Annotated in this window: 19 protein-coding genes; 14 read left to right on the forward strand and 5 right to left on the reverse strand. The window is 62.5% G+C overall.

Features of this window, described 5'->3' with window-relative positions; all coding sequences use genetic code 11:
- Positions 1-201 precede the first annotated feature (201 nt).
- Complete coding sequence (locus HFO71_RS12005) at positions 202-1203, forward strand: LacI family DNA-binding transcriptional regulator (RefSeq protein ID WP_168258186.1); 1002 nt, start codon at positions 202-204, stop codon at positions 1201-1203.
- A gap of 70 nt (positions 1204-1273) precedes the next feature.
- Here the strand turns inward: HFO71_RS12005 and HFO71_RS12010 are convergent, their stop codons facing one another.
- Together HFO71_RS12010 and HFO71_RS12015 are read right to left on the reverse strand one after the other, a co-directional pair.
- Entirely contained in the window at positions 1274-2179 is a 906-nt protein-coding gene (locus tag HFO71_RS12010) for a S1C family serine protease (protein ID WP_026158598.1), read from the reverse strand.
- A 156-nt stretch (positions 2180-2335) separates the two neighbouring features.
- Positions 2336-3280: an AraC family transcriptional regulator gene (locus HFO71_RS12015; protein WP_027665141.1), complete on the reverse strand. Its 945-nt coding sequence runs from the start codon at positions 3278-3280 to the stop codon at positions 2336-2338.
- A 126-nt stretch (positions 3281-3406) separates the two neighbouring features.
- Here HFO71_RS12015 and HFO71_RS12020 point away from each other — a divergent pair, with 126 nt between their 5' ends.
- The 3 genes from HFO71_RS12020 (at position 3407) to HFO71_RS12030 (ending at position 6774) form a co-directional block, all read left to right on the forward strand.
- Positions 3407-4366 carry an SDR family NAD(P)-dependent oxidoreductase gene (locus HFO71_RS12020; RefSeq protein WP_168258187.1) on the forward strand — a complete coding sequence of 320 codons (960 nt, stop codon included), beginning with the start codon at positions 3407-3409 and terminating at the stop codon, positions 4364-4366.
- A gap of 326 nt (positions 4367-4692) precedes the next feature.
- On the forward strand, positions 4693-6096 hold the full coding sequence (locus tag HFO71_RS12025; RefSeq protein WP_011651124.1) for an aminotransferase-like domain-containing protein: 1404 nt from the start codon (positions 4693-4695) through the stop codon (positions 6094-6096).
- Between the two features lie 309 nt (positions 6097-6405).
- Positions 6406-6774, forward strand: coding sequence for a DUF983 domain-containing protein (locus HFO71_RS12030; RefSeq protein WP_027665144.1), 369 nt, complete (start codon positions 6406-6408; stop codon positions 6772-6774).
- A 99-nt stretch (positions 6775-6873) separates the two neighbouring features.
- On the opposite strand, the gene HFO71_RS12035 is transcribed toward HFO71_RS12030, so the two are convergent.
- The gene (locus tag HFO71_RS12035) at positions 6874-7773 is read right to left on the reverse strand and encodes a LysR substrate-binding domain-containing protein (RefSeq protein ID WP_168258188.1); all 900 of its coding nucleotides are present in this window, start codon (positions 7771-7773) and stop codon (positions 6874-6876) included.
- A gap of 143 nt (positions 7774-7916) precedes the next feature.
- Here HFO71_RS12035 and HFO71_RS12040 point away from each other — a divergent pair, with 143 nt between their 5' ends.
- From HFO71_RS12040 to HFO71_RS12055, 4 genes are all read left to right on the forward strand, one after another.
- The gene (locus tag HFO71_RS12040) at positions 7917-8528 is read left to right on the forward strand and encodes a glutathione S-transferase family protein (protein ID WP_077976281.1); all 612 of its coding nucleotides are present in this window, start codon (positions 7917-7919) and stop codon (positions 8526-8528) included.
- Between the two features lie 62 nt (positions 8529-8590).
- Positions 8591-9523, forward strand: a complete 933-nt coding sequence (locus HFO71_RS12045) for a pyridoxamine 5'-phosphate oxidase family protein (protein WP_077976053.1) — start codon at positions 8591-8593, stop codon at positions 9521-9523.
- Positions 9524-9609: 86 nt separating this feature from the next.
- Positions 9610-10071 carry a nuclear transport factor 2 family protein gene (locus HFO71_RS12050; protein WP_077976054.1) on the forward strand — a complete coding sequence of 154 codons (462 nt, stop codon included), beginning with the start codon at positions 9610-9612 and terminating at the stop codon, positions 10069-10071.
- A 16-nt stretch (positions 10072-10087) separates the two neighbouring features.
- A complete protein-coding gene (locus HFO71_RS12055) occupies positions 10088-10648 on the forward strand; it encodes a TetR/AcrR family transcriptional regulator (RefSeq protein ID WP_132610467.1) in 561 nt (186 codons plus the stop codon).
- A 146-nt stretch (positions 10649-10794) separates the two neighbouring features.
- Here the strand turns inward: HFO71_RS12055 and HFO71_RS36185 are convergent, their stop codons facing one another.
- Positions 10795-10926, reverse strand: coding sequence for a hypothetical protein (locus tag HFO71_RS36185; protein ID WP_003546730.1), 132 nt, complete (start codon positions 10924-10926; stop codon positions 10795-10797).
- A 156-nt stretch (positions 10927-11082) separates the two neighbouring features.
- Between HFO71_RS36185 and HFO71_RS12060 the strand changes: the two genes are divergently transcribed.
- Positions 11083-11787 (forward strand): hypothetical protein, encoded by a 705-nt coding sequence (locus HFO71_RS12060; protein WP_077976056.1) that lies wholly within the window; start codon positions 11083-11085, stop codon positions 11785-11787.
- A gap of 51 nt (positions 11788-11838) precedes the next feature.
- Complete coding sequence (locus HFO71_RS12065) at positions 11839-12144, forward strand: Dabb family protein (protein ID WP_003546748.1); 306 nt, start codon at positions 11839-11841, stop codon at positions 12142-12144.
- Positions 12145-12380: 236 nt separating this feature from the next.
- Here HFO71_RS12065 and HFO71_RS12070 read toward each other — a convergent pair whose 3' ends face one another.
- The gene (locus HFO71_RS12070; RefSeq protein WP_131641445.1) at positions 12381-13607 is read right to left on the reverse strand and encodes an MFS transporter; all 1227 of its coding nucleotides are present in this window, start codon (positions 13605-13607) and stop codon (positions 12381-12383) included.
- Between the two features lie 372 nt (positions 13608-13979).
- Here HFO71_RS12070 and HFO71_RS12075 point away from each other — a divergent pair, with 372 nt between their 5' ends.
- From HFO71_RS12075 to HFO71_RS12090, 4 genes are all read left to right on the forward strand, one after another.
- Positions 13980-14228 carry a hypothetical protein gene (locus HFO71_RS12075; RefSeq protein ID WP_020049234.1) on the forward strand — a complete coding sequence of 83 codons (249 nt, stop codon included), beginning with the start codon at positions 13980-13982 and terminating at the stop codon, positions 14226-14228.
- A 55-nt stretch (positions 14229-14283) separates the two neighbouring features.
- A complete protein-coding gene (locus tag HFO71_RS12080) occupies positions 14284-14955 on the forward strand; it encodes a response regulator transcription factor (protein WP_003546765.1) in 672 nt (223 codons plus the stop codon).
- Positions 14945-16348: a sensor histidine kinase gene (locus tag HFO71_RS12085; protein WP_020049235.1), complete on the forward strand. Its 1404-nt coding sequence runs from the start codon at positions 14945-14947 to the stop codon at positions 16346-16348. The genes HFO71_RS12080 and HFO71_RS12085 overlap by 11 nt, the downstream gene beginning before the upstream one ends.
- A gap of 118 nt (positions 16349-16466) precedes the next feature.
- A complete protein-coding gene (locus HFO71_RS12090) occupies positions 16467-16889 on the forward strand; it encodes a hypothetical protein (protein ID WP_077976058.1) in 423 nt (140 codons plus the stop codon).
- The last annotated feature ends 12 nt before the right edge of the window (positions 16890-16901 follow it).

Below are 16901 nucleotides of genomic sequence, written 5' to 3' on the forward strand. Positions count from 1 at the left end.
CCTCCGTTATCCCCCAGCGGCTTCGCGCCGGTGGATGATCGTTGATCTCATTCGTTTCGTGCTTCCGGTGCTCCTCCCGGATTGCTGGCACGATACTGCTGCAGTGCCCCATGCTCCAATGCTTCCTTGATCAAATTTGATCATTGACCGCACAGCAGACCGATGCTCTGTTGTGTCAGCTTTGGGAGTGGATGAGCCCTGATGAAGGTGACTTTGAAGGATGTCGCGACGCAGGCCGGCGTTGGCACCGCGACCGTCGAGCGCGCACTCAACGGCCGCGGCGGCGTGCGGCCGGAGACGGTTGAGAAAGTCTTCCTGGCGGCAAGACGCCTTGAATACCGGCAAAGCCTGCCGTTCGCCCATCGCGGCGTGATCCGGATAGAGGTGATCCTCGTTCGCCCGGAGACCAGTTTTTATTCGCGTCTGAACCGGGCGTTCGAGCGCATTGCAGCCTCGCTCGACGACAGCATTGTCGTTCACCGCACCTTCGTCCGCGAGGACGAGCCGGCGCAATTCGCCCACTACATCGCCAACCCGACGGCACGCCGTTCGGCGCTGATCGTGGTTGCGCCCGACCATGCCGACGTCGTCACCAGCGTGCGCGAGGCGGCCGGTCTCGGCATTCCCGTCGTCCAAATCATGACCCGTCCGGCCCCCGAACTGCCCTATGTCGGCATCGACAACTACGCTGCCGGACGCACTGCGGCTCACTACATGTCGGGCATGCTGGCGCAGCGCCCCGGTTCGTTCGTCGCTCTCTGCCACAGCGGCGCCTATGAGAACCATAAGGAGAGGATCCGCGGCTTCTCCGCCTATCTCTCAGACCACCGTTCAAACGAACATCGTTTCATCGAGGTCATGTTCGACCTTGATGACGAGCACAATGCAATCGAACTGCTGCAAGCGGCACTTCGGCGGGAGCCCGGCATCATCGGCGTCTATAGTGCAGGCGGCGACAACAAGGGTGTTGCCAGGGTGCTCGAGGCAAATAAGGCTGGGCGGTCGTTCTGGGTCGGCCACGAATTGACGGGAGAGACGCAGGACTATCTCCGCCGCGGCATCATGTCGATCGTGCTCGACCAGGCGCCGGAGGTGCAGGCGAGGCGATCGATAGATCTTGCCCTGAACAGGCTGGGTCTCATCGAGGTGGAGGTCAGCGCCGAACCGGTGCGTTTCCTGACGATCACACCGGAAAATCTCTGAGACGGGATGAGGATGCCCGGACAATCCGCTCGAATGGGCGCCCAGCGGGTTTCACGACACCGGCGTAACCTTACTGCAGCTGCGGTTTCTTAAGAAAGCTGTTGCGGTCGGCGGATTTGATGCGCAGCCAGGCTTCCCGGCCGTTCCTGAGGATCCGCATGGGGATCTCGGCGCCGGCGGGGCCGCTGCTCCAGAGCTTGCGATAGAAATCGGCCAGGCCATCGACCTCTTCGTCGCGGATCTCCGAAATGATATCGCCTTGACGCAGGCCCGCCTGGGCGGCCGGGCCGTCTTCGGCCACGCTCATGACTACCACGCCCCCATTGCTCTCGGCGGAGAAGGCGCCGAGCCAGGGCCGCGGCGGCTTGTTGACCTGGCCCCGGTTCAAGAGATCGTCGAGGATCGGCGGCAAAAGGTCGATCGGCACGACCATGTTGATATCGGCAACCTCGTCGCCATGGCTCATTTGCAGGCGAAGCGAACCGATGCCGAGAAGCTTGCCGTCCGAACCGATCAGGGCCGCGCCGCCCCATGAGGGATGGGCCGGTGCCGTAAAAATCGCCTCGTCGAGCAGATATTCCCAATAGCCGGCAAATTCCTGCCGTGCGACGATATTTGCCTCGACGAATTCTCCGATGCCATCGGCCAGCACCACGGGATCGCCGGGCTTGGCCGTGGCCGCGTCGCCGAGATCCACCGCCGGCGCATTCAGGGCCCCAAGCGCCTGGACTAGGCCGAAGCCGCTTTCCTGATCATAGGCAAGCGCATGCGCGGGAACCACGCGCCCGTCATGGGTCGTCAGCCAGACCTCTTCGGCCTCGGTGATGAGATAACCGATGGTCAGCACCAGCCCGTTGTCGCGAATGACCACGCCGCTGCCTTCCCGGACAGTGCCCAGCGTCTCCGCCGTGAAGGCATCTTCCGGAATAGAGGAACGGACGGCCACGACTGACCGTAAAATCGGATCGATATTCATACTTTCATCCCGATAGACGCCGGCGCGAAAGGCCGAAAGCCGGCGCATTCTTCCTTGAATAGGTAAGAGAATGGACGGCGGGTGCAAGACCGTATCGGACGGAATTTTGGCAGGCCAACGCGCGACCTCCCTCCGATGCCTGCACCAATCAAGGTTTCACTGAGCGCCGAGACTATCTCGCATGGCACCGGCGGGCGGCTGAGCGCGACCATATTGCCGCGGCGAGCATCCCATCACTCTCTTGAAAGCGGTGCTGAATGCGCTTTCGGATTCATAACCGAGCGACAGGGCGACACCGGCAATTGCTTCGGCCGAATTTGTCAATCGGTCACCTGCGAGAAGCATGCGCCAGCGCGTCAGATAATCCATCGGCGCAAGCCCGACCTTTTCCTTGAAGTGGAGAGCAAAACTGGACCGGGACATCGAGGCCCGTTCAGCTAGCGACTGCAAGGTCCACTTGCGGGCTGGATCGGCATGCAGGGCACCGATAGCCGCGCCGATCCGCCGGTCGGTAAGCGCGAAAAGCCAGCCGACGCCGCGCGCATTCGGCGATGCGATATGGAGGCGCAACACCTGCATGAGCATGACATGAGCAAAATGCTCCGCCATCAGAAAGCCACCCGGCTGCTGGTCGCGCAATTCGCGCGTCATCCGATCGAGGCACCAGCGCAGCACGGTGGCGTGATCGGAATCCCTCTTCACATGGACGATCGGCGGCAGGATTCCGAGAAGGATGTCCGAATTTCCTCCCGAAAAGGAAAAACGGCTGCCGATCAGGAAGAAATCGCCGCCGCCGTTGCAAGTCGCAATGCCGTCGCGGGCGATCGAATAGATCGCATCGGACGGGATCGCTTCAAGAGCCGGATCGCTGGCGAGACGAAAGGCTCGGCGGCTGGTCAGCAGAAAGCAGTCGCTTTCCTCCAGGCGGACAGCTTCGGCAACGCCATCGACGCTCAGCCAGCAGGCGCCTGAAATCACCGCGTTGAACTTGATGCCATCAGGGGGCGGAAAATCGATCGCCCAAGCACCGCCAGCGTCAAGCCCCGCGGAAACATAGCTGCGCGGTTTGAGCAATGCGAGAACATCGGATAACGGGTCCATGTAGAAATCCGGACGATGGCGAAGAGATGCCGGACTTTAGCGCATGGATCGTCTGGAGGCCACGCCTTATTCTCGCGACCGTCATCCCGAGCGACGGCAACGCGCCGCAGAACAAAGGTAATTATCATGAGTGACAAACAAGTCCCCATCCGCTCCGGATTTGGAGCCCACACGACGGCCGGCGAGGTTCTGGCCGGTCTCGATCTTTCCGGCAAGCGCGCCATCGTCACCGGCGGCCATTCCGGCCTCGGGCTCGAGACCACGCGCGCTCTGGCGGGCGCCGGCGCCAAGGTGACCATCGGCGCAAGGAGCATCGAGCCGGCGCGTAGCGCGGTCGCCGGTATCGATGGAGTAGAGATCGATCGGCTCGACCTTTCCGACCTCGAAAGCGTTCGCGCCTTTGCCGAGCGGTTCGTCGCATCTGGCCGCAGCATCGACATTCTGATCAACAGCGCCGGCATCATGGCCTGCCCGGAAACGCGTGTCGGCGACGGATGGGAGGCACAGTTCGCGACCAATCATCTCGGCCATTTCGCCTTGGTCAACCGCCTTTGGCCGGCGATCTCGCGCGGCACTCGCATCGTTTCGGTTTCCTCCGGTGGCCATCACAACTCGGCCATACGATGGGAGGATGTGCAATTCGACACCGGTTACGACAAATGGCGGGCCTACGGCCAGTCGAAGACCGCCAACGCACTTTTCGCCGTGCATCTGGACAGGCTCGGGCGCGACACCGGCATCCGCGCCTTCTCGCTGCACCCGGGCAAGATCCTTACCCCCTTGCAGCGCTATCTCGCACAGGAGGAAATGGTCAGTGCCGGCTGGATCGATGCAGACGGCAATCCGATTGATCCGACATTCAAGACACCAGCCCAGGGGGCCGCCACGCAGGTTTGGGCGGCGACCTCGCCGCAACTCGACGGTATGGGAGGCCTCTATTGCGAGGACTGCGATATCGCCATCCGCGCAACGGCTGGAGAACCCGGCGGCGTCAGCGACCATGCAGCCGACGCCGAGGAGGCGGCACGCCTGTGGATCTTGTCGGCAAGGCTGACCGGGATTGACGCTTTCGCGGCCTACGCCTGAAGCCATAGCGCGCGGCAAACCGTCGTCAATGCGCGATGAAGACGCTGCTGATGTCTTGCCGTCCTCACGCCTCACCCGGGCGGGTGAAAGCCCGATCGGCAAGCCGAGCGGATCGTCAGCACGTCATTGGCGCACACGCTGCCGAAATCGGCCTGCGACAGCGCGGTCGCCGTGCCGGATGTATTTGCGCAGATAGCAGTCACGTCCGGCGACAATCCGTCCTGCGTCGTTCTCCGGACTTGGCGCGCGACATTTTTCGTGACAGCGGCAGTGTGCAACAATATACGGTCAATCTCATCAGGAATCAGACCGACACGGATCACGACATGAAAGACTGGCATCCCGATCTCAGCCGCAGCAGCAGTCCGCGTTATATGGCGATCGCCGATGTGATCGAAATGGATCTGCGCAGCGGGCATCTGGTGGTTGGGGACCGGCTGCCGCCGCAACGTGAACTCGCCAAGCGGCTGAATGTCGATTTCACGACGGTGGCGAGAGGTTATGTCGAGGCGCAGAAGCGCGGGCTTGTCGATTCGCATGTCGGTCGAGGCACCTTCGTCACCGGTGGCGCGGACAAGGAGCGCCAGGGATTCGCGCCCGACGCCGCGCCCGATCCCCGCCGCGCCTCCATCGTCGATTTCTCGATGAACATGCCGCCGGAAACGGACGACCCGGAGCTGATCGCCCGCATGCGCGAGGGCATGTCGGCGGTGACGGCGAACCTCATTCCGCTTCTGCGCTACCAGGGCTTCGGCGGCTCCAGCATGGACAAGGAGGCTGCCGCCTCCTGGCTCAGCCGTCGCGGGCTGGTGCCCTCGCAGGAACGCATCTTCGTCACACCCGGCGCCCATCCGGCCCTGCTGGCGATCTTCGGCCTGCTGGCAAAGCCGGGCGAAACCGTGCTTTCGGAAATCATCACTTATCCCGGCATGCGCTCGATCGCCGCCCAGCTGCGGCTCAATCTGGCCGGCCTGCCGATGGACGAGGACGGTATCCTGCCGGACGCCTTTGCCGAGGCCTGCGAGAGATTGAAGCCGAAGGCGCTCTATCTCAATCCGACGCTGCAGAACCCGACGACGCTGACCATTCCGGCCAGGCGCCGCGAGGAGATCTGCGCCGTTGCCCGCAAATATCACGTGCCGATCGTCGAGGACGATGCCTATGGCTTCATTCCGCAGCATGGCCCGGCGCCGCTCGCCGCAACAGCGCCCGATCTGACCTGGCATATCGGTGGACTGGCGAAATGCATCGGCGCGGGTCTGCGACTTGCCTATGTCGTAGCGCCTGATAGCAAGGCCGTGTGGCCCTTCGTCAGCGCCATGCGCGCCAACAATGTCATGGCCTCGCCACTGACCGTGGCGCTCGCCACCCGCTGGATCGAGGACGGCACCGCCGATACGATCCTGCGTTTCATCCGTGCCGAGGCCGCCGCCCGCCAGCAAATGGTCGCCGCCATTCTGCCGGCCGGCAGCTACCGCGCCGATCCGATCAGTTTCAACATCTGGCTGCCGCTCTCCAACGGCTGGACCCGCTCCACCTTCGGCAGCCATACCCGCTCTTCCGGCATCGGCGTCGTCGCAAGCGATGCCTTCACGGTCGAGGGCACGGCACCCGAGGCCGTGCGTGTCTGCCTTGGCGGACCGATCACCCGGGAGAAACTGCAGGGCGCACTGGAATTCATGGCCCATGCGCTGGAAGGCCCGCCGGAAATGGCGGCGTCGTTCTTCTGACGCGGAACCCAGCTCCGGGCTGATCAGACACGGACGAAAGCCGGAGGCGGTCGAGATCAGATCGGTCGTGCCCAGATCTATCCGGGCATGGGCGAAGCGTAACCGTCACGTTCACGTCTGATCCGCCCTGGCTGCGCCCCCAAATGCTGCTTGAAAATCTGCAGTCAGCTTGCTGCCGGCATGCGCTGGGGAGCTCTGCGGCATTCTGGCGAATTGACTGGTAATTTCCCTATAATGTAATTATATTGCATGCAGTCATTGCAGCTATTGATCGTATCAATATTTGCGGAGCAAGAAAGCGAGATCGTCATGGACACAGAATATCCCCCACTTCCTCCGATGCAGACCGGCATCAAGGGACGCTGCCCGCGCTGCGGCCAGGGCCATATGTTCAAGGGCTTCCTGACGTTGCAGCCGGAATGCGAGGTCTGCGGTCTGGATTATTCCTTCGCCGATCCGGCCGACGGTCCGGCCTTCTTCGTCATCTGCTTCGCCTGCATCCCGAGCGTGCTGCTCGGCGTCTGGCTGGAGGTGGCCTTTTCGGCGCCGATCTGGGTGCAGCTTCTGGTCACCGGTCCCTTCATGCTCGCCACCTGCATTCCGCCGCTGCGGCCGCTGAAGGGCTGGCTGGTGGCCAGCCAGTATTTCTACAAGGCGGAAGAGGGTAAGCTTGCCTAAAGCATGTCGCGCAAAACTGTGCAGCGGTTTTGCGCAAACGACATGCGTAAAAACAAAGACCTAAAGCGCGAGGGCGAATCTGAAAGATCGCCACGCGCTTTAGGACTTGTTTAGCGTCGCGCGCAGGCGCGGCGTCGCGAAATCGAGCAGCGCCCGCAGTTTCAGGGGCACCAGTCCCTGCGCGGGATAGACGAGATGCACCGGGGCCGGCGGCGGTTCGAAATCTTGGAGCAGCGGCACCAGCAACCCGGCCATCTCGGCGCGTGCGGCCTGGTAGGAAAGCACCCGGGTGATGCCGAGGCCGGCGACGGCCGCATCGACCGCGGCCTCGGCTGTGTTGACCGCGAGCCGCGAGCGGATCGGCACGGCGAGATCATGTTTCCCCTCGATGAATGTCCAACTCAGCATCGAGGCCATACCCTCGAAGGTGACGCAGTCATGCCCGGCAATATCGCCTGGATGCCGGGGCAGGGCGTGCCGCGTCAGATAATCCGGGCTGGCATAGACCGTACGGCGGATCGCGCCGAGCCTTGTGGCGATCAGGTTGCTGTCCGGCAGGTTGCCGATCCTCAGCGCCACGTCGATGTGATCCTCGATGAGGTTCGACAGCCGGTCGCCAAGCATCAGCCGCAGATTGATATCGGGATAGGCTTTCAGGAAATCCACCACGACGGGCAGGACATGCAGCCGACCGAAGACGATCGGTGCGGTCATCGTCAACTCGCCCTTCGGGGCGCTGTATTCACCGGCTGCCGTCCGTTCCGCCTCTTCCACCCGATCGAGAATCTCCCGCGCCGCCTCGACGTAGGAGCGGCCGGCTTCCGTCAGCGTGATCTTCCGGTTGCTCCGTTGCAGCAGCTGAGCGTTGAGATGTGCTTCCAGTTCCGAAACCTTGCGGCTGACGGTTGCGAGCGGCGATCGCAGATGCCGTGAGGCGGCCGACAGGCTGCCCTGTTCGACAACGGCAAGAAGCACGGTCATGGCGTCGAGGCGGTCCATTCTATCCTTCCATGAATTGGTAGCATGCCTTCCAGATTAGCATTCTACTGCAGTCATATGGAAGGCAGTAAATTACACCGCAGATGGTTCGAAGCGGCCATCGCCAACCGCGTCCCGTCGATTCGAAGACCAGAGGAACCATCATGAAACTCTATCACCACCCGCTTTCCGGCCATGCCCACCGGGCTCACCTGTTCCTGTCGCTGCTTGGCGTACCCTATGAACTGGTCGAGGTCGACCTGGCGGCTGGCGCTCACAAGGCGCCGGACTTTCTGAAGCTCAATCCCTTTGGCCAGGTGCCGGTGCTCGACGACAATGGCACGGTCATTGCCGATTCCTCCGCCATCCTCGTCTATCTCGCGCGCAAATACGGCCGCACCGACTGGCTGCCGGAAGAGGCGGTGGCCGCGGCGCGGATACAGAAATGGCTTTCGGTCGCAGCGGGCGAGATCGCCTATGGGCCTTGTGCTGCGCGCCTGGTCACCGTCTTCGGCGCCGATTTCCGCACCGACGAGGTGATCGCCCGGGCGCACCGCATTCTGGCGCTGATCGAGGCAGAACTGGACAACCGCAGCTTCCTGCTCGGCGACAATCCTGTGATCGCCGACGTGGCACTCTACAGCTACATCGCCAATGCGCCGGAGGGCAATGTCGATATCTCGGCCTATCCAAGCGTTCGTGCCTGGCTTGCGCGCATCGAGGCGCTGCCGGGTTTCGTCGGCTTTCGCAAGACCAAGATCGGCCTTGCCGCGTGAGAAACCACCGGGGCAGGGACGCTGCCCCGGTTCCCCCAAATGCTGCCCTGAAGGAGGCCGTGATGCTGGAACAGACAAGACAGGACGCCACATCGCCCTGGCATAAGGGTGAACTCGCCATGCAGCGCAGCGTCGGTGTCGCCGAACGCATGGACGGGCCGGGCCGTAATTTCGTCCGCAAGGCCATGCCGGAGCAGCATCGCGCCTTCTTTCCGATGCTGCCTTTCGTCGTGCTCGGCGCCGTCGATGCGAAGGGCGATGTCTGGGCAACGGTCAGGGCCGAGCGCCCGGGTTTCATGGTCTCACCGGAGCCGGAGATTCTCGATGTCCGCCTGCCGCGCGACGCGGCCGATCCTGCCGATGCCGGCATGGAGGATGGCGACGCAATCGGAATGCTCGGCATCCAGCTCGAGACGCGGCGGCGCAACCGGCTGAACGGCGTGATCCGCAGGACGGATCCTGGAGCTTTCCAGGTGCACGTCGGCCAGAGCTTCGGCAATTGCCCGCAATATATCCAGCTTCGCTCTTCCGCCTTCGTCCGCGATCCCGATGTGCCCACAGCGATGCCGCCGCTACACTCTGGCCAACTCGACGATCGGGCGCTAGGGATGATTGAGGGTGCGGATACCTTCTTTGTCGCCTCCTATGTCGACCGGGAGAACGGCGAGCGGCAGGTGGACGTGTCCCATCGCGGCGGCAATGCCGGCTTCGTGCGTGTCGGCGCCGACGGCGTGCTGACCGTTCCAGACTTTCCCGGCAATCGGTTTTTCAACACGCTGGGCAATTTCCTCGTCAATCCGAAGGCGGGGCTGGTCTTCATCGATTTCGAAAGCGGCGACATGCTGCAGATGACCGGAAAGATCGAGGTGCTGCTGGATTCGCCCGAGGTCGCCAGCTTTCAACGGGCGGAACGGCTGTGGCGTTTCACGCCGGAAGAGATCGTGCTTCGCCCGGATGCCCTGCCGCTGCGGTGGAGCCGGCCTCCCGGCCTTTGAGAAATGCCGCCTCGAAGCGGCTTGTCAATCATTGTACCGATCGGTACAATGATAACTGCTCAGTACAGGAGCGCCCCGGAGAACCCATGTCCAGCCTCGTCCCGCCTTTCACCCTTGAGACCGCCACCCAGAAAGTCCGTCTTGCCGAGGACGGCTGGAACAGCCGTGATCCCGAGCGCGTCTCGCTCGTCTATACGCCGGACAGCCGCTGGCGGAACCGCGCCGAATTCATCACCGGCCGTGCCGAGATCGTCGCCTTCCTCACCCGCAAATGGGCAAAGGAGCTGGATTACCGGCTGATCAAAGAGATCTGGGCCTTCACCGATCATCGCATCGCCGTGCGCTTCGCCTATGAATGGCACGATGACAGCGGCAACTGGTTCCGCTCCTATGGCAACGAGAACTGGGAATTCGACGTCGCCGGTTTGATGCAGCGCCGCTTCGCTTGCATCAACGACCTGCCGATCCGGGAATCGGAGCGCAAGTACCATTGGCCGCTCGGCCGGCGGCCGGACGAGCATCCCGGCCTGACCGAGCTCGGTCTCTGATCAAGGAAGTTCGCGGGTGAAAACTGTCTACGAACGTGCCGACATCGTGCCGCTGCTCGCCGAAATCTTCCGCGAGCTCGGCTATGAGGGCACGTCGCTCAGCCGCATCACCGAACGCACCGGCATCGGCAAGGGCAGCCTTTACCACTTCTTTCCCGGCGGCAAGGAGGAGATGGCGGGCGCGGTACTCGCCGATGTCGATGGCTGGTTCGAACATGCGATCTATCAGCCGCTGAGAAAGGACGACGCCGATCAGGCGATTGCGGCGATGTGGACGAATGTGAACGACTACTTCTGCTCCGGCCGTCGCATCTGCCTCGTCGGTGCCTTCGCGCTTGACGAGACCCGCGAACGGTTTTCGGCAGAGATCGGCGATTATTTCATCCGCTGGATCGACGCCTTGCGGTCAGCGCTGATGCGGGCAGGCTGCCCTGAGGGGGAGGCGCAAACGCTCGCCGAGGAGGGCGTCGCGGGTATTCAGGGCGCGCTGGTGCTATCGCGTGCGCTGGACGACAGGATGGTTTTCACCCGGGCCTTGGACACGCTGGCGAAACGGCTTGATGCTGTTATGCGATGAGGGGGTGGTGATGTGATGAGGGGGCAAACCGCTGGGACGTTTATTGTAACTATGAAAAAATTCACCCGGCCACGAGTGACTGGCCGGGGCATTGATCGGGCGCTGCGCGGCGCTCGAGCTTACATCGGTAGCGTTTTGCGTCTATTTCAGCGTTGTTGTTGAGGCTGCTGGGCCGGGCGCGTATTTTCCCGTTCAGGGCGAACCTGGCGCCATTCGTTTTCCATCTGGTCGACGACATGCTGGGGAATGGTGGTTTGGCTATTGGCGGGCGTCTGCATCGGAAGTCTCCTCTGTTCGTGGTAAGGCTTCGGGGCAAGAAGATGCATTGCATAAGACAAAAGGCGTGTAAATCAGTGGCTTAAACACTTTAAACGATTAAATCGAATTTAATCGATTAAGAGGGTTTTAACGATGATATTCGAGGGAAGCGCGGAATGGTTGTCCACATGGACCGGGCATTCTTTTTCGATGTTGTGCGGCACGGACTCTTCAAGGGAGATCTGACGCAGCCTCAGGTAGTGGGTATCACGGCGATCCTCGACGCCTGGGAAGAACGGTTTGCCGATGCCGACCGGCGGTGGCTCGCCTATGTCCTCGCAACCGCTTACCACGAGACCGCTTATACGATGCAGCCGGTGCGCGAGACGCTGGCGCAAAGCGATATGCGCGCGGTCGAGATCCTCGAGACGGCCTTTGCCGCAGGCCGGCTCTCCTGGGTGAAGACGCCCTACTGGCGGCCGGACGAGGATGGTCGCAGCTGGCTCGGACGCGGCCTGGTGCAGCTCACCCACAAGCGGAACTACGAGGCGATGAGTGTGCTGACGGGGATCGATCTCGTTGCCGATCCCGACCGGGCGATGGAGATGGATGCGGCAGTGACGATCCTGATCGAGGGCATGCTGCAGGGCAGCTTTACCGGCCACAGGCTCGCCGATCACCTGAACGCGACGACCGCGGACTGGGTGAATGCGCGCCGCATCGTCAATGGCACAGACCGGGCGGAAAAGCTCGCCGCCTATGCCATGGTCTTCGATGCGGCGATACGTCCCGATGCGGCCCGTGGCATGCTCGCGCGGTTGAAGGCCTGGGGCGCGCATGTTATCGCCCGGCTGACAGCTGGAGTGCGGCGCGTCCGATAGGATGCGCCAAGGTCGCTCCATCATTTTGATAAATCTGACAGGAGCTTCCGCGTGATCCGTCATATCGTATTCTTCACCGTGCAGGAGGAACATCTGCAGGAGGTGAGGGCCGGGCTTTCTATACTGACCGGCATTCCGCATGCGCGGCTGCTTGAAATCGGCACCAATGTGAAGACCGATCAGTTGGGCACCGAGATCGATCTCGTGGTCTATGGCGAATTCGACGACGAGGCGGCCCTTGCCGCCTACAAGGCGCATCCCGATTATCAGCTCTCGATCGATCGCGTGCGGCCGCTCCGCGAAAAGCGCATCGCCGCCGATTACGACAGCCGCACGGCGGTGACGCGGCCGCTCTGACTTGCGGAAGCGTTGGGCCACGCTGTATTCCATTGAAATTTCAAATGGATGAATGATTGTCCGGATTCGGATCGCTCTGAAGCTGGCTCAACTTCCGAACCACCGGACTCAACTTTCGAAAAAGCGGCGGCAAGCGATTCTAAAGATTCGCCAAACCGGCTGTTGGTTCATGGTCAGATTGCCCCAGCGGTTGCGGCGTGGACGGAGAGCCGCTCTCGTCCAGGCGTGGATGATAATCAGGAAATATTAAGAACGGCTGATTCCGACGCACGGGCGCCGCGCACCAGCGCCATCAGCATCAGCACGAAGATGAGCGACAATGCCGCCAGAACGGCGCAGGCGGCGAGCGCCGGGCCGGTGCCGGCGCGGTCGAGGATGGCGGTGAAGATGACCGGGGCGACGGCATTGGCGAGGTTCTGCGGCAGCGATAGTCTGGCCGATTGCAGTCCGAATTCGCGCGGTGAGAACAGCGCCAGCGGCAGCAGCGCGCGGGCGACGGTCATGACGCCGGTGCCGAACCCGTAAAACAGGACAAAGGTGACGAGCAACGGCGTCGACGGGCTGGCAATCAGCATAATAACGAAGCTCATCATCATCAGACTGATGCCCATGACCGCGCTGAGCATGGGGTTGCCGCGCCGGCCAAGCAGCATATCGAGGAAACGTGCCGAGATGCCGAGGATGCCGCGTGCCGAGCCGAGCTGCAGCGCAAAGGCCGGCGAAGCGCCGGACTGGCGGAAGATTTCGAGCAGTGATGGCGAGATGCCGAAGGTGACGAAGGTCGAGATCGTCGTCGCCGCGGCGATCAGCAGAAAGGCTTTGCGCTGCTTGGCCTTCGACAGCGGCACCGGAGCGATTTCGGCTGTGCCGCCGTCGACATGTGTTGCGATCGCCTTCGGCAGGGCGAAAAGATGCAGCGGCAGGCAGACGAAGAATTGCAGCGCCGCACAAACCAGGAAGGTGAGGCGCCAGCCGACCGCCTCGTTGAGCAGGCTGAGGATCGGCCAGAAGATGGCGCTCGAAAGCCCGGTAAACAGCATCAGGATGGCGATTACGCGTTTGCCGTTCGCTCCTTCGCGCTCGACGACGGCGGTATAGGCTGGTGCCGAGAGACCGAACGCGCCGCCGATGCCGATGATGATCCAGGCGCCGGCATAGAGCACGATGCCGTTTGCGGCAGCCAGCAGAAGCAGGCCAAGCGCAAAGGTCAGCGAGGCGGCCGAAAGCACCCGAGCAGCACCATAGCGGTCGAGCCAGCGGCCGGTTGCCGGACCAACGATGGCGCTGACCACCATCATGATCGTCAGGCCGGCAAACACCGCCTCGTTCGGCAGGCCGAGATCGGGCGCCACAACGCGGCCCATGACACCGAGCATGTCGAAAGTCGTGCCCCAGCCGATCAGCTGGGTAACGGCAAGGACGGTGACCGTCTGCGCCGAGCGGAAGCGGGAGGATTTTGGCATTGGTGCTGAAACGGTCTGAAATGTGGGGCAGCAAGACATAACAGTTTCAACCGACCGGTGAAAGCTGCGGTCGGCCGGAATCAGAAGATTGCGGCCGATTCGCAGACAGAGATTATGGTGCCGGTGCTGCCGGCTCCCCACCTTTCGGGAGGTCATGAAGAACGCGTGGATCCCAAGGCTGGAGGGAATCGTTTTGAGCGCTACGGCGGCCGCCGGAGCTTGCCGCGGCAGCGGTTTCCAGGTGCTGAAACAGGGTGTCCCGAACAATCGAGAACAGTTCTAAACGCCCTGCATTACAGCGCATTCATTTGCCATTCAGGTCGCGTGAGTACATATTCGGGGCAAGTTGGCATTACCTTGGAAGCATAACACATGGCCTTTCCTCTGAGCGTCGCAGCATTGGCCGCCGGACTGGTGGTATCGGCGCCCTCACCGGACGCCGCGGGCACTTTTGTCGTGCGTATCGGAGGCGATTGCAGCGCCGCCGCAGCCCAGGTCGTCGAGCAGACGGGCGGCCAGCTCCTGTCCGTGCAACCGGTGGGCGATACCTGCATCATCACCGTTCTCGTGTCCGGCAATGGCCAGCGTCCACGCAAGGTGACGGTAAAGGTTCCGATGTAGGCGGAATCGGCTTATTCAGGACATTGAACGATTTGAAGCGGACGAAGGCGGACCGATGCGCATCCTGGTAGTCGAAGACGACGTTAATCTGAACCGGCAGCTGGCCGACACGCTGAAAGAGGCGGGCTATGTCGTCGACCAGGCGTTCGACGGCGAGGAAGGCCATTTCCTCGGCGACACCGAACCCTATGACGCCATCATCCTCGATATCGGCCTGCCGGAGATGGACGGGGTTACCGTTCTTGAAAAATGGCGCGGCGCCGGCCGCGGTGTGCCGGTGCTGATCCTGACGGCGCGCGACCGCTGGAGCGACAAGGTCGCCGGCATCGACGCCGGTGCCGACGACTACGTCACCAAGCCCTTCCATGTCGAGGAAGTGCTGGCCCGCATTCGGGCGCTTATCCGGCGCGCAGCCGGGCATTCCTCATCCGAGATCATCTGCGGGCCGGTGCGGCTCGATACTAAATCCTCGAAGGCGACGGTCAACGGCACGACGCTGAAGCTGACCTCGCACGAATATCGCCTGCTTTCCTATCTCATGCATCACATGGGCGAGGTCGTCTCGCGCACGGAACTGGTCGAGCATATGTACGATCAGGATTTCGACCGCGATTCCAACACGATCGAGGTCTTCGTCGGCCGCCTGCGCAAGAAAATGGGGGTCGACCTGATCGAAACGGTGCGCGGTCTTGGTTACCGTATCCAAGCGCCGAAACATGCGAATTAAGTCGCTCACCGCACGTGTGTTGTTGCTGACCACGGTCTGGTCGACGGTGGCGCTGGTGGTGATCGGTCTGCTGATCTCCACCCTCTACCGCAAGAGCGCCGAACGCGGTTTCCAGGATCTGTTGCGGGCGCAGCTCTACAATGTCATCAATTCGGTGACGATCGGCGATCAGGGCGCGCTCAGCGGCAGCCCGCAGCTCGGCGACCTGCGTTTTGCCCAGCCGAAGACCGGCTGGTACTGGGTGGTGGAGCCGCTCGGCACCTATACGACCGCACCGCTGGTGTCGCCTTCGCTCGGCTCGGCGCTCATTGCGGTTCCCTCCGTGGTCGAGGCGCCCTTCGACAAGAATTACGAGCGCTACTACCAGGTGACGGATGCTTCCGGGAACCGCGTGCAGGTAGCCGAAACCGAAGTGGTGCTCGATACCGACGGGCGCGCGGCGCGCTTCCGCGTCACCGGCAACGTCGATGTCGTCGAAGACGACGTGCGCACCTTTTCCCACAGCCTCTATCTGGCGCTCGCCGGTTTCGGCGTCGGCAGCCTGATCGTCAACGCGCTGGCGATTCTCTACGGCCTTAAGCCGCTCGACAAGGCACGCGCCGCGCTGGAGCGCATCCGCGCCGGCGAGAGCGAACAGCTGAAAGGCGACTTCCCGCGCGAAATCCTGCCGCTCGCCAACGAGGTGAACGCGCTGATCGACAGCAATCGCCGCATCGTCGAGCGAGCCCGCATGCAGGTCGGCAATCTCGCGCATTCGCTGAAGACGCCGATCGCCGTGCTCCTCAACGAGGCGCGCGTGCTCGAAAAATCCCATGGCGAGCTGGTGCGCAGCCAGGCGGAATCGATGCAGGGGCAGGTGCAGTCCTATCTCAATCGGGCGCGCATCGCCGCGCAGCGCGAATCCGTGCTCGCCCGCACCGATGCCGAGCCGGCGCTTGAACGGCTGGTGCGCGTCATGCGCCGGCTGAACGTCGATACCGAATTCGATCTGGTCGTCTCGCCACCGCATCTGGCCGTTGCCATGGAGCAGCAGGATCTCGAGGAGACCGTCGGCAATCTCCTGGAAAATGCGGCGCGTTTTGCCAAGAGCAGGGTGCGGCTTTCGGCCGTCGAGGCCGGCGAGGATGTGAAGGGGGTAGAGGCGAGCGCGCGCCGCCACTGGGTGGAGCTCGCCGTCGAGGATGACGGGCCGGGCCTGGAGCCGGACCAGATCCGCGAGGCGCTGAAGCGCGGCCGCAGGCTCGATGAAAGCAAACCCGGAACCGGACTCGGCCTTTCGATCGTCACCGAGATTTCCAACGAGTACCAGGGACGGCTCGAGCTTTCCCGCGGTGAATGGGGCGGGCTGAAGGCGAAGCTTATCCTGCCCGGCGTCACAAAGGATGTTGCATGAGCAACTGCTTGATGTCACAAAGATACTGGCAAATGTATAGCATGCTTTGCCTTAATGCTGACACGGGGACGCTGCACTTCGATCGGCTGAAATTGACCCCTGATCGTGGTTCGACGCAATGATTTTACGCTCGCAAGGCATGATCGTTTCCGCTCTTCTCGTCGCCGTCGCGCTGTCCGGCTGCACGACGACGAAGAGTGCCGCTTCGCGCGGCATTTTTTCGAGCAAGCCCTCGGCATCGGCCGCCTTCATCACCGCGCTCCAGGGCGGCATCGTCGGCCGCAGCAGCGTGAGCTTGACCGACAGCGACAAGCAGCGGGCGCTCGAGGCGGAATATCGGGCGCTGGAAGGGGCGGCAGTCGGCCAGCCGATGCTCTGGACCGGTAAGGACGTGACCGGCAAGGTGGTCGCGGCGGCACCCTATCAGGTCGGTTCGCAGAACTGCCGGCAATATACCCATACGCTCACCGTCGACGGCAAGGACACCGTGGTGCGCGGCGCTGCCTGTCGCAACGACGACGGCAGCTGGTCGCCGCTCTGAATTGCGGCCAAT

The sequence above is a fragment of the Rhizobium laguerreae genome (genome assembly GCF_019778565.1).
Taxonomy (GTDB): Bacteria; Pseudomonadota; Alphaproteobacteria; order Rhizobiales; family Rhizobiaceae; genus Rhizobium; species Rhizobium laguerreae.

Coding starts and splice junctions, on each gene's coding strand:
- HFO71_RS12035 (WP_168258188.1), bottom strand. CDS start 7,773: ATGGACCGCCTCGACGCCATGACCGTGCTTCTTGCCGTTGTCGAACAG.
- HFO71_RS12080 (WP_003546765.1), top strand. CDS start 14,284: ATGCGCATCCTGGTAGTCGAAGACGACGTTAATCTGAACCGGCAGCTG.
- HFO71_RS12075 (WP_020049234.1), top strand. CDS start 13,980: ATGGCCTTTCCTCTGAGCGTCGCAGCATTGGCCGCCGGACTGGTGGTA.
- HFO71_RS12050 (WP_077976054.1), top strand. CDS start 9,610: ATGTCCAGCCTCGTCCCGCCTTTCACCCTTGAGACCGCCACCCAGAAA.
- HFO71_RS12085 (WP_020049235.1), top strand. CDS start 14,945: ATGCGAATTAAGTCGCTCACCGCACGTGTGTTGTTGCTGACCACGGTC.
- HFO71_RS12025 (WP_011651124.1), top strand. CDS start 4,693: ATGAAAGACTGGCATCCCGATCTCAGCCGCAGCAGCAGTCCGCGTTAT.
- HFO71_RS12045 (WP_077976053.1), top strand. CDS start 8,591: ATGCTGGAACAGACAAGACAGGACGCCACATCGCCCTGGCATAAGGGT.
- HFO71_RS12020 (WP_168258187.1), top strand. CDS start 3,407: ATGAGTGACAAACAAGTCCCCATCCGCTCCGGATTTGGAGCCCACACG.
- HFO71_RS36185 (WP_003546730.1), bottom strand. CDS start 10,926: ATGCAGACGCCCGCCAATAGCCAAACCACCATTCCCCAGCATGTCGTC.
- HFO71_RS12030 (WP_027665144.1), top strand. CDS start 6,406: ATGGACACAGAATATCCCCCACTTCCTCCGATGCAGACCGGCATCAAG.
- HFO71_RS12040 (WP_077976281.1), top strand. CDS start 7,917: ATGAAACTCTATCACCACCCGCTTTCCGGCCATGCCCACCGGGCTCAC.
- HFO71_RS12070 (WP_131641445.1), bottom strand. CDS start 13,607: ATGCCAAAATCCTCCCGCTTCCGCTCGGCGCAGACGGTCACCGTCCTT.
- HFO71_RS12010 (WP_026158598.1), bottom strand. CDS start 2,179: ATGAATATCGATCCGATTTTACGGTCAGTCGTGGCCGTCCGTTCCTCT.
- HFO71_RS12005 (WP_168258186.1), top strand. CDS start 202: ATGAAGGTGACTTTGAAGGATGTCGCGACGCAGGCCGGCGTTGGCACC.
- HFO71_RS12060 (WP_077976056.1), top strand. CDS start 11,083: ATGGTTGTCCACATGGACCGGGCATTCTTTTTCGATGTTGTGCGGCAC.
- HFO71_RS12090 (WP_077976058.1), top strand. CDS start 16,467: ATGATTTTACGCTCGCAAGGCATGATCGTTTCCGCTCTTCTCGTCGCC.
- HFO71_RS12015 (WP_027665141.1), bottom strand. CDS start 3,280: ATGGACCCGTTATCCGATGTTCTCGCATTGCTCAAACCGCGCAGCTAT.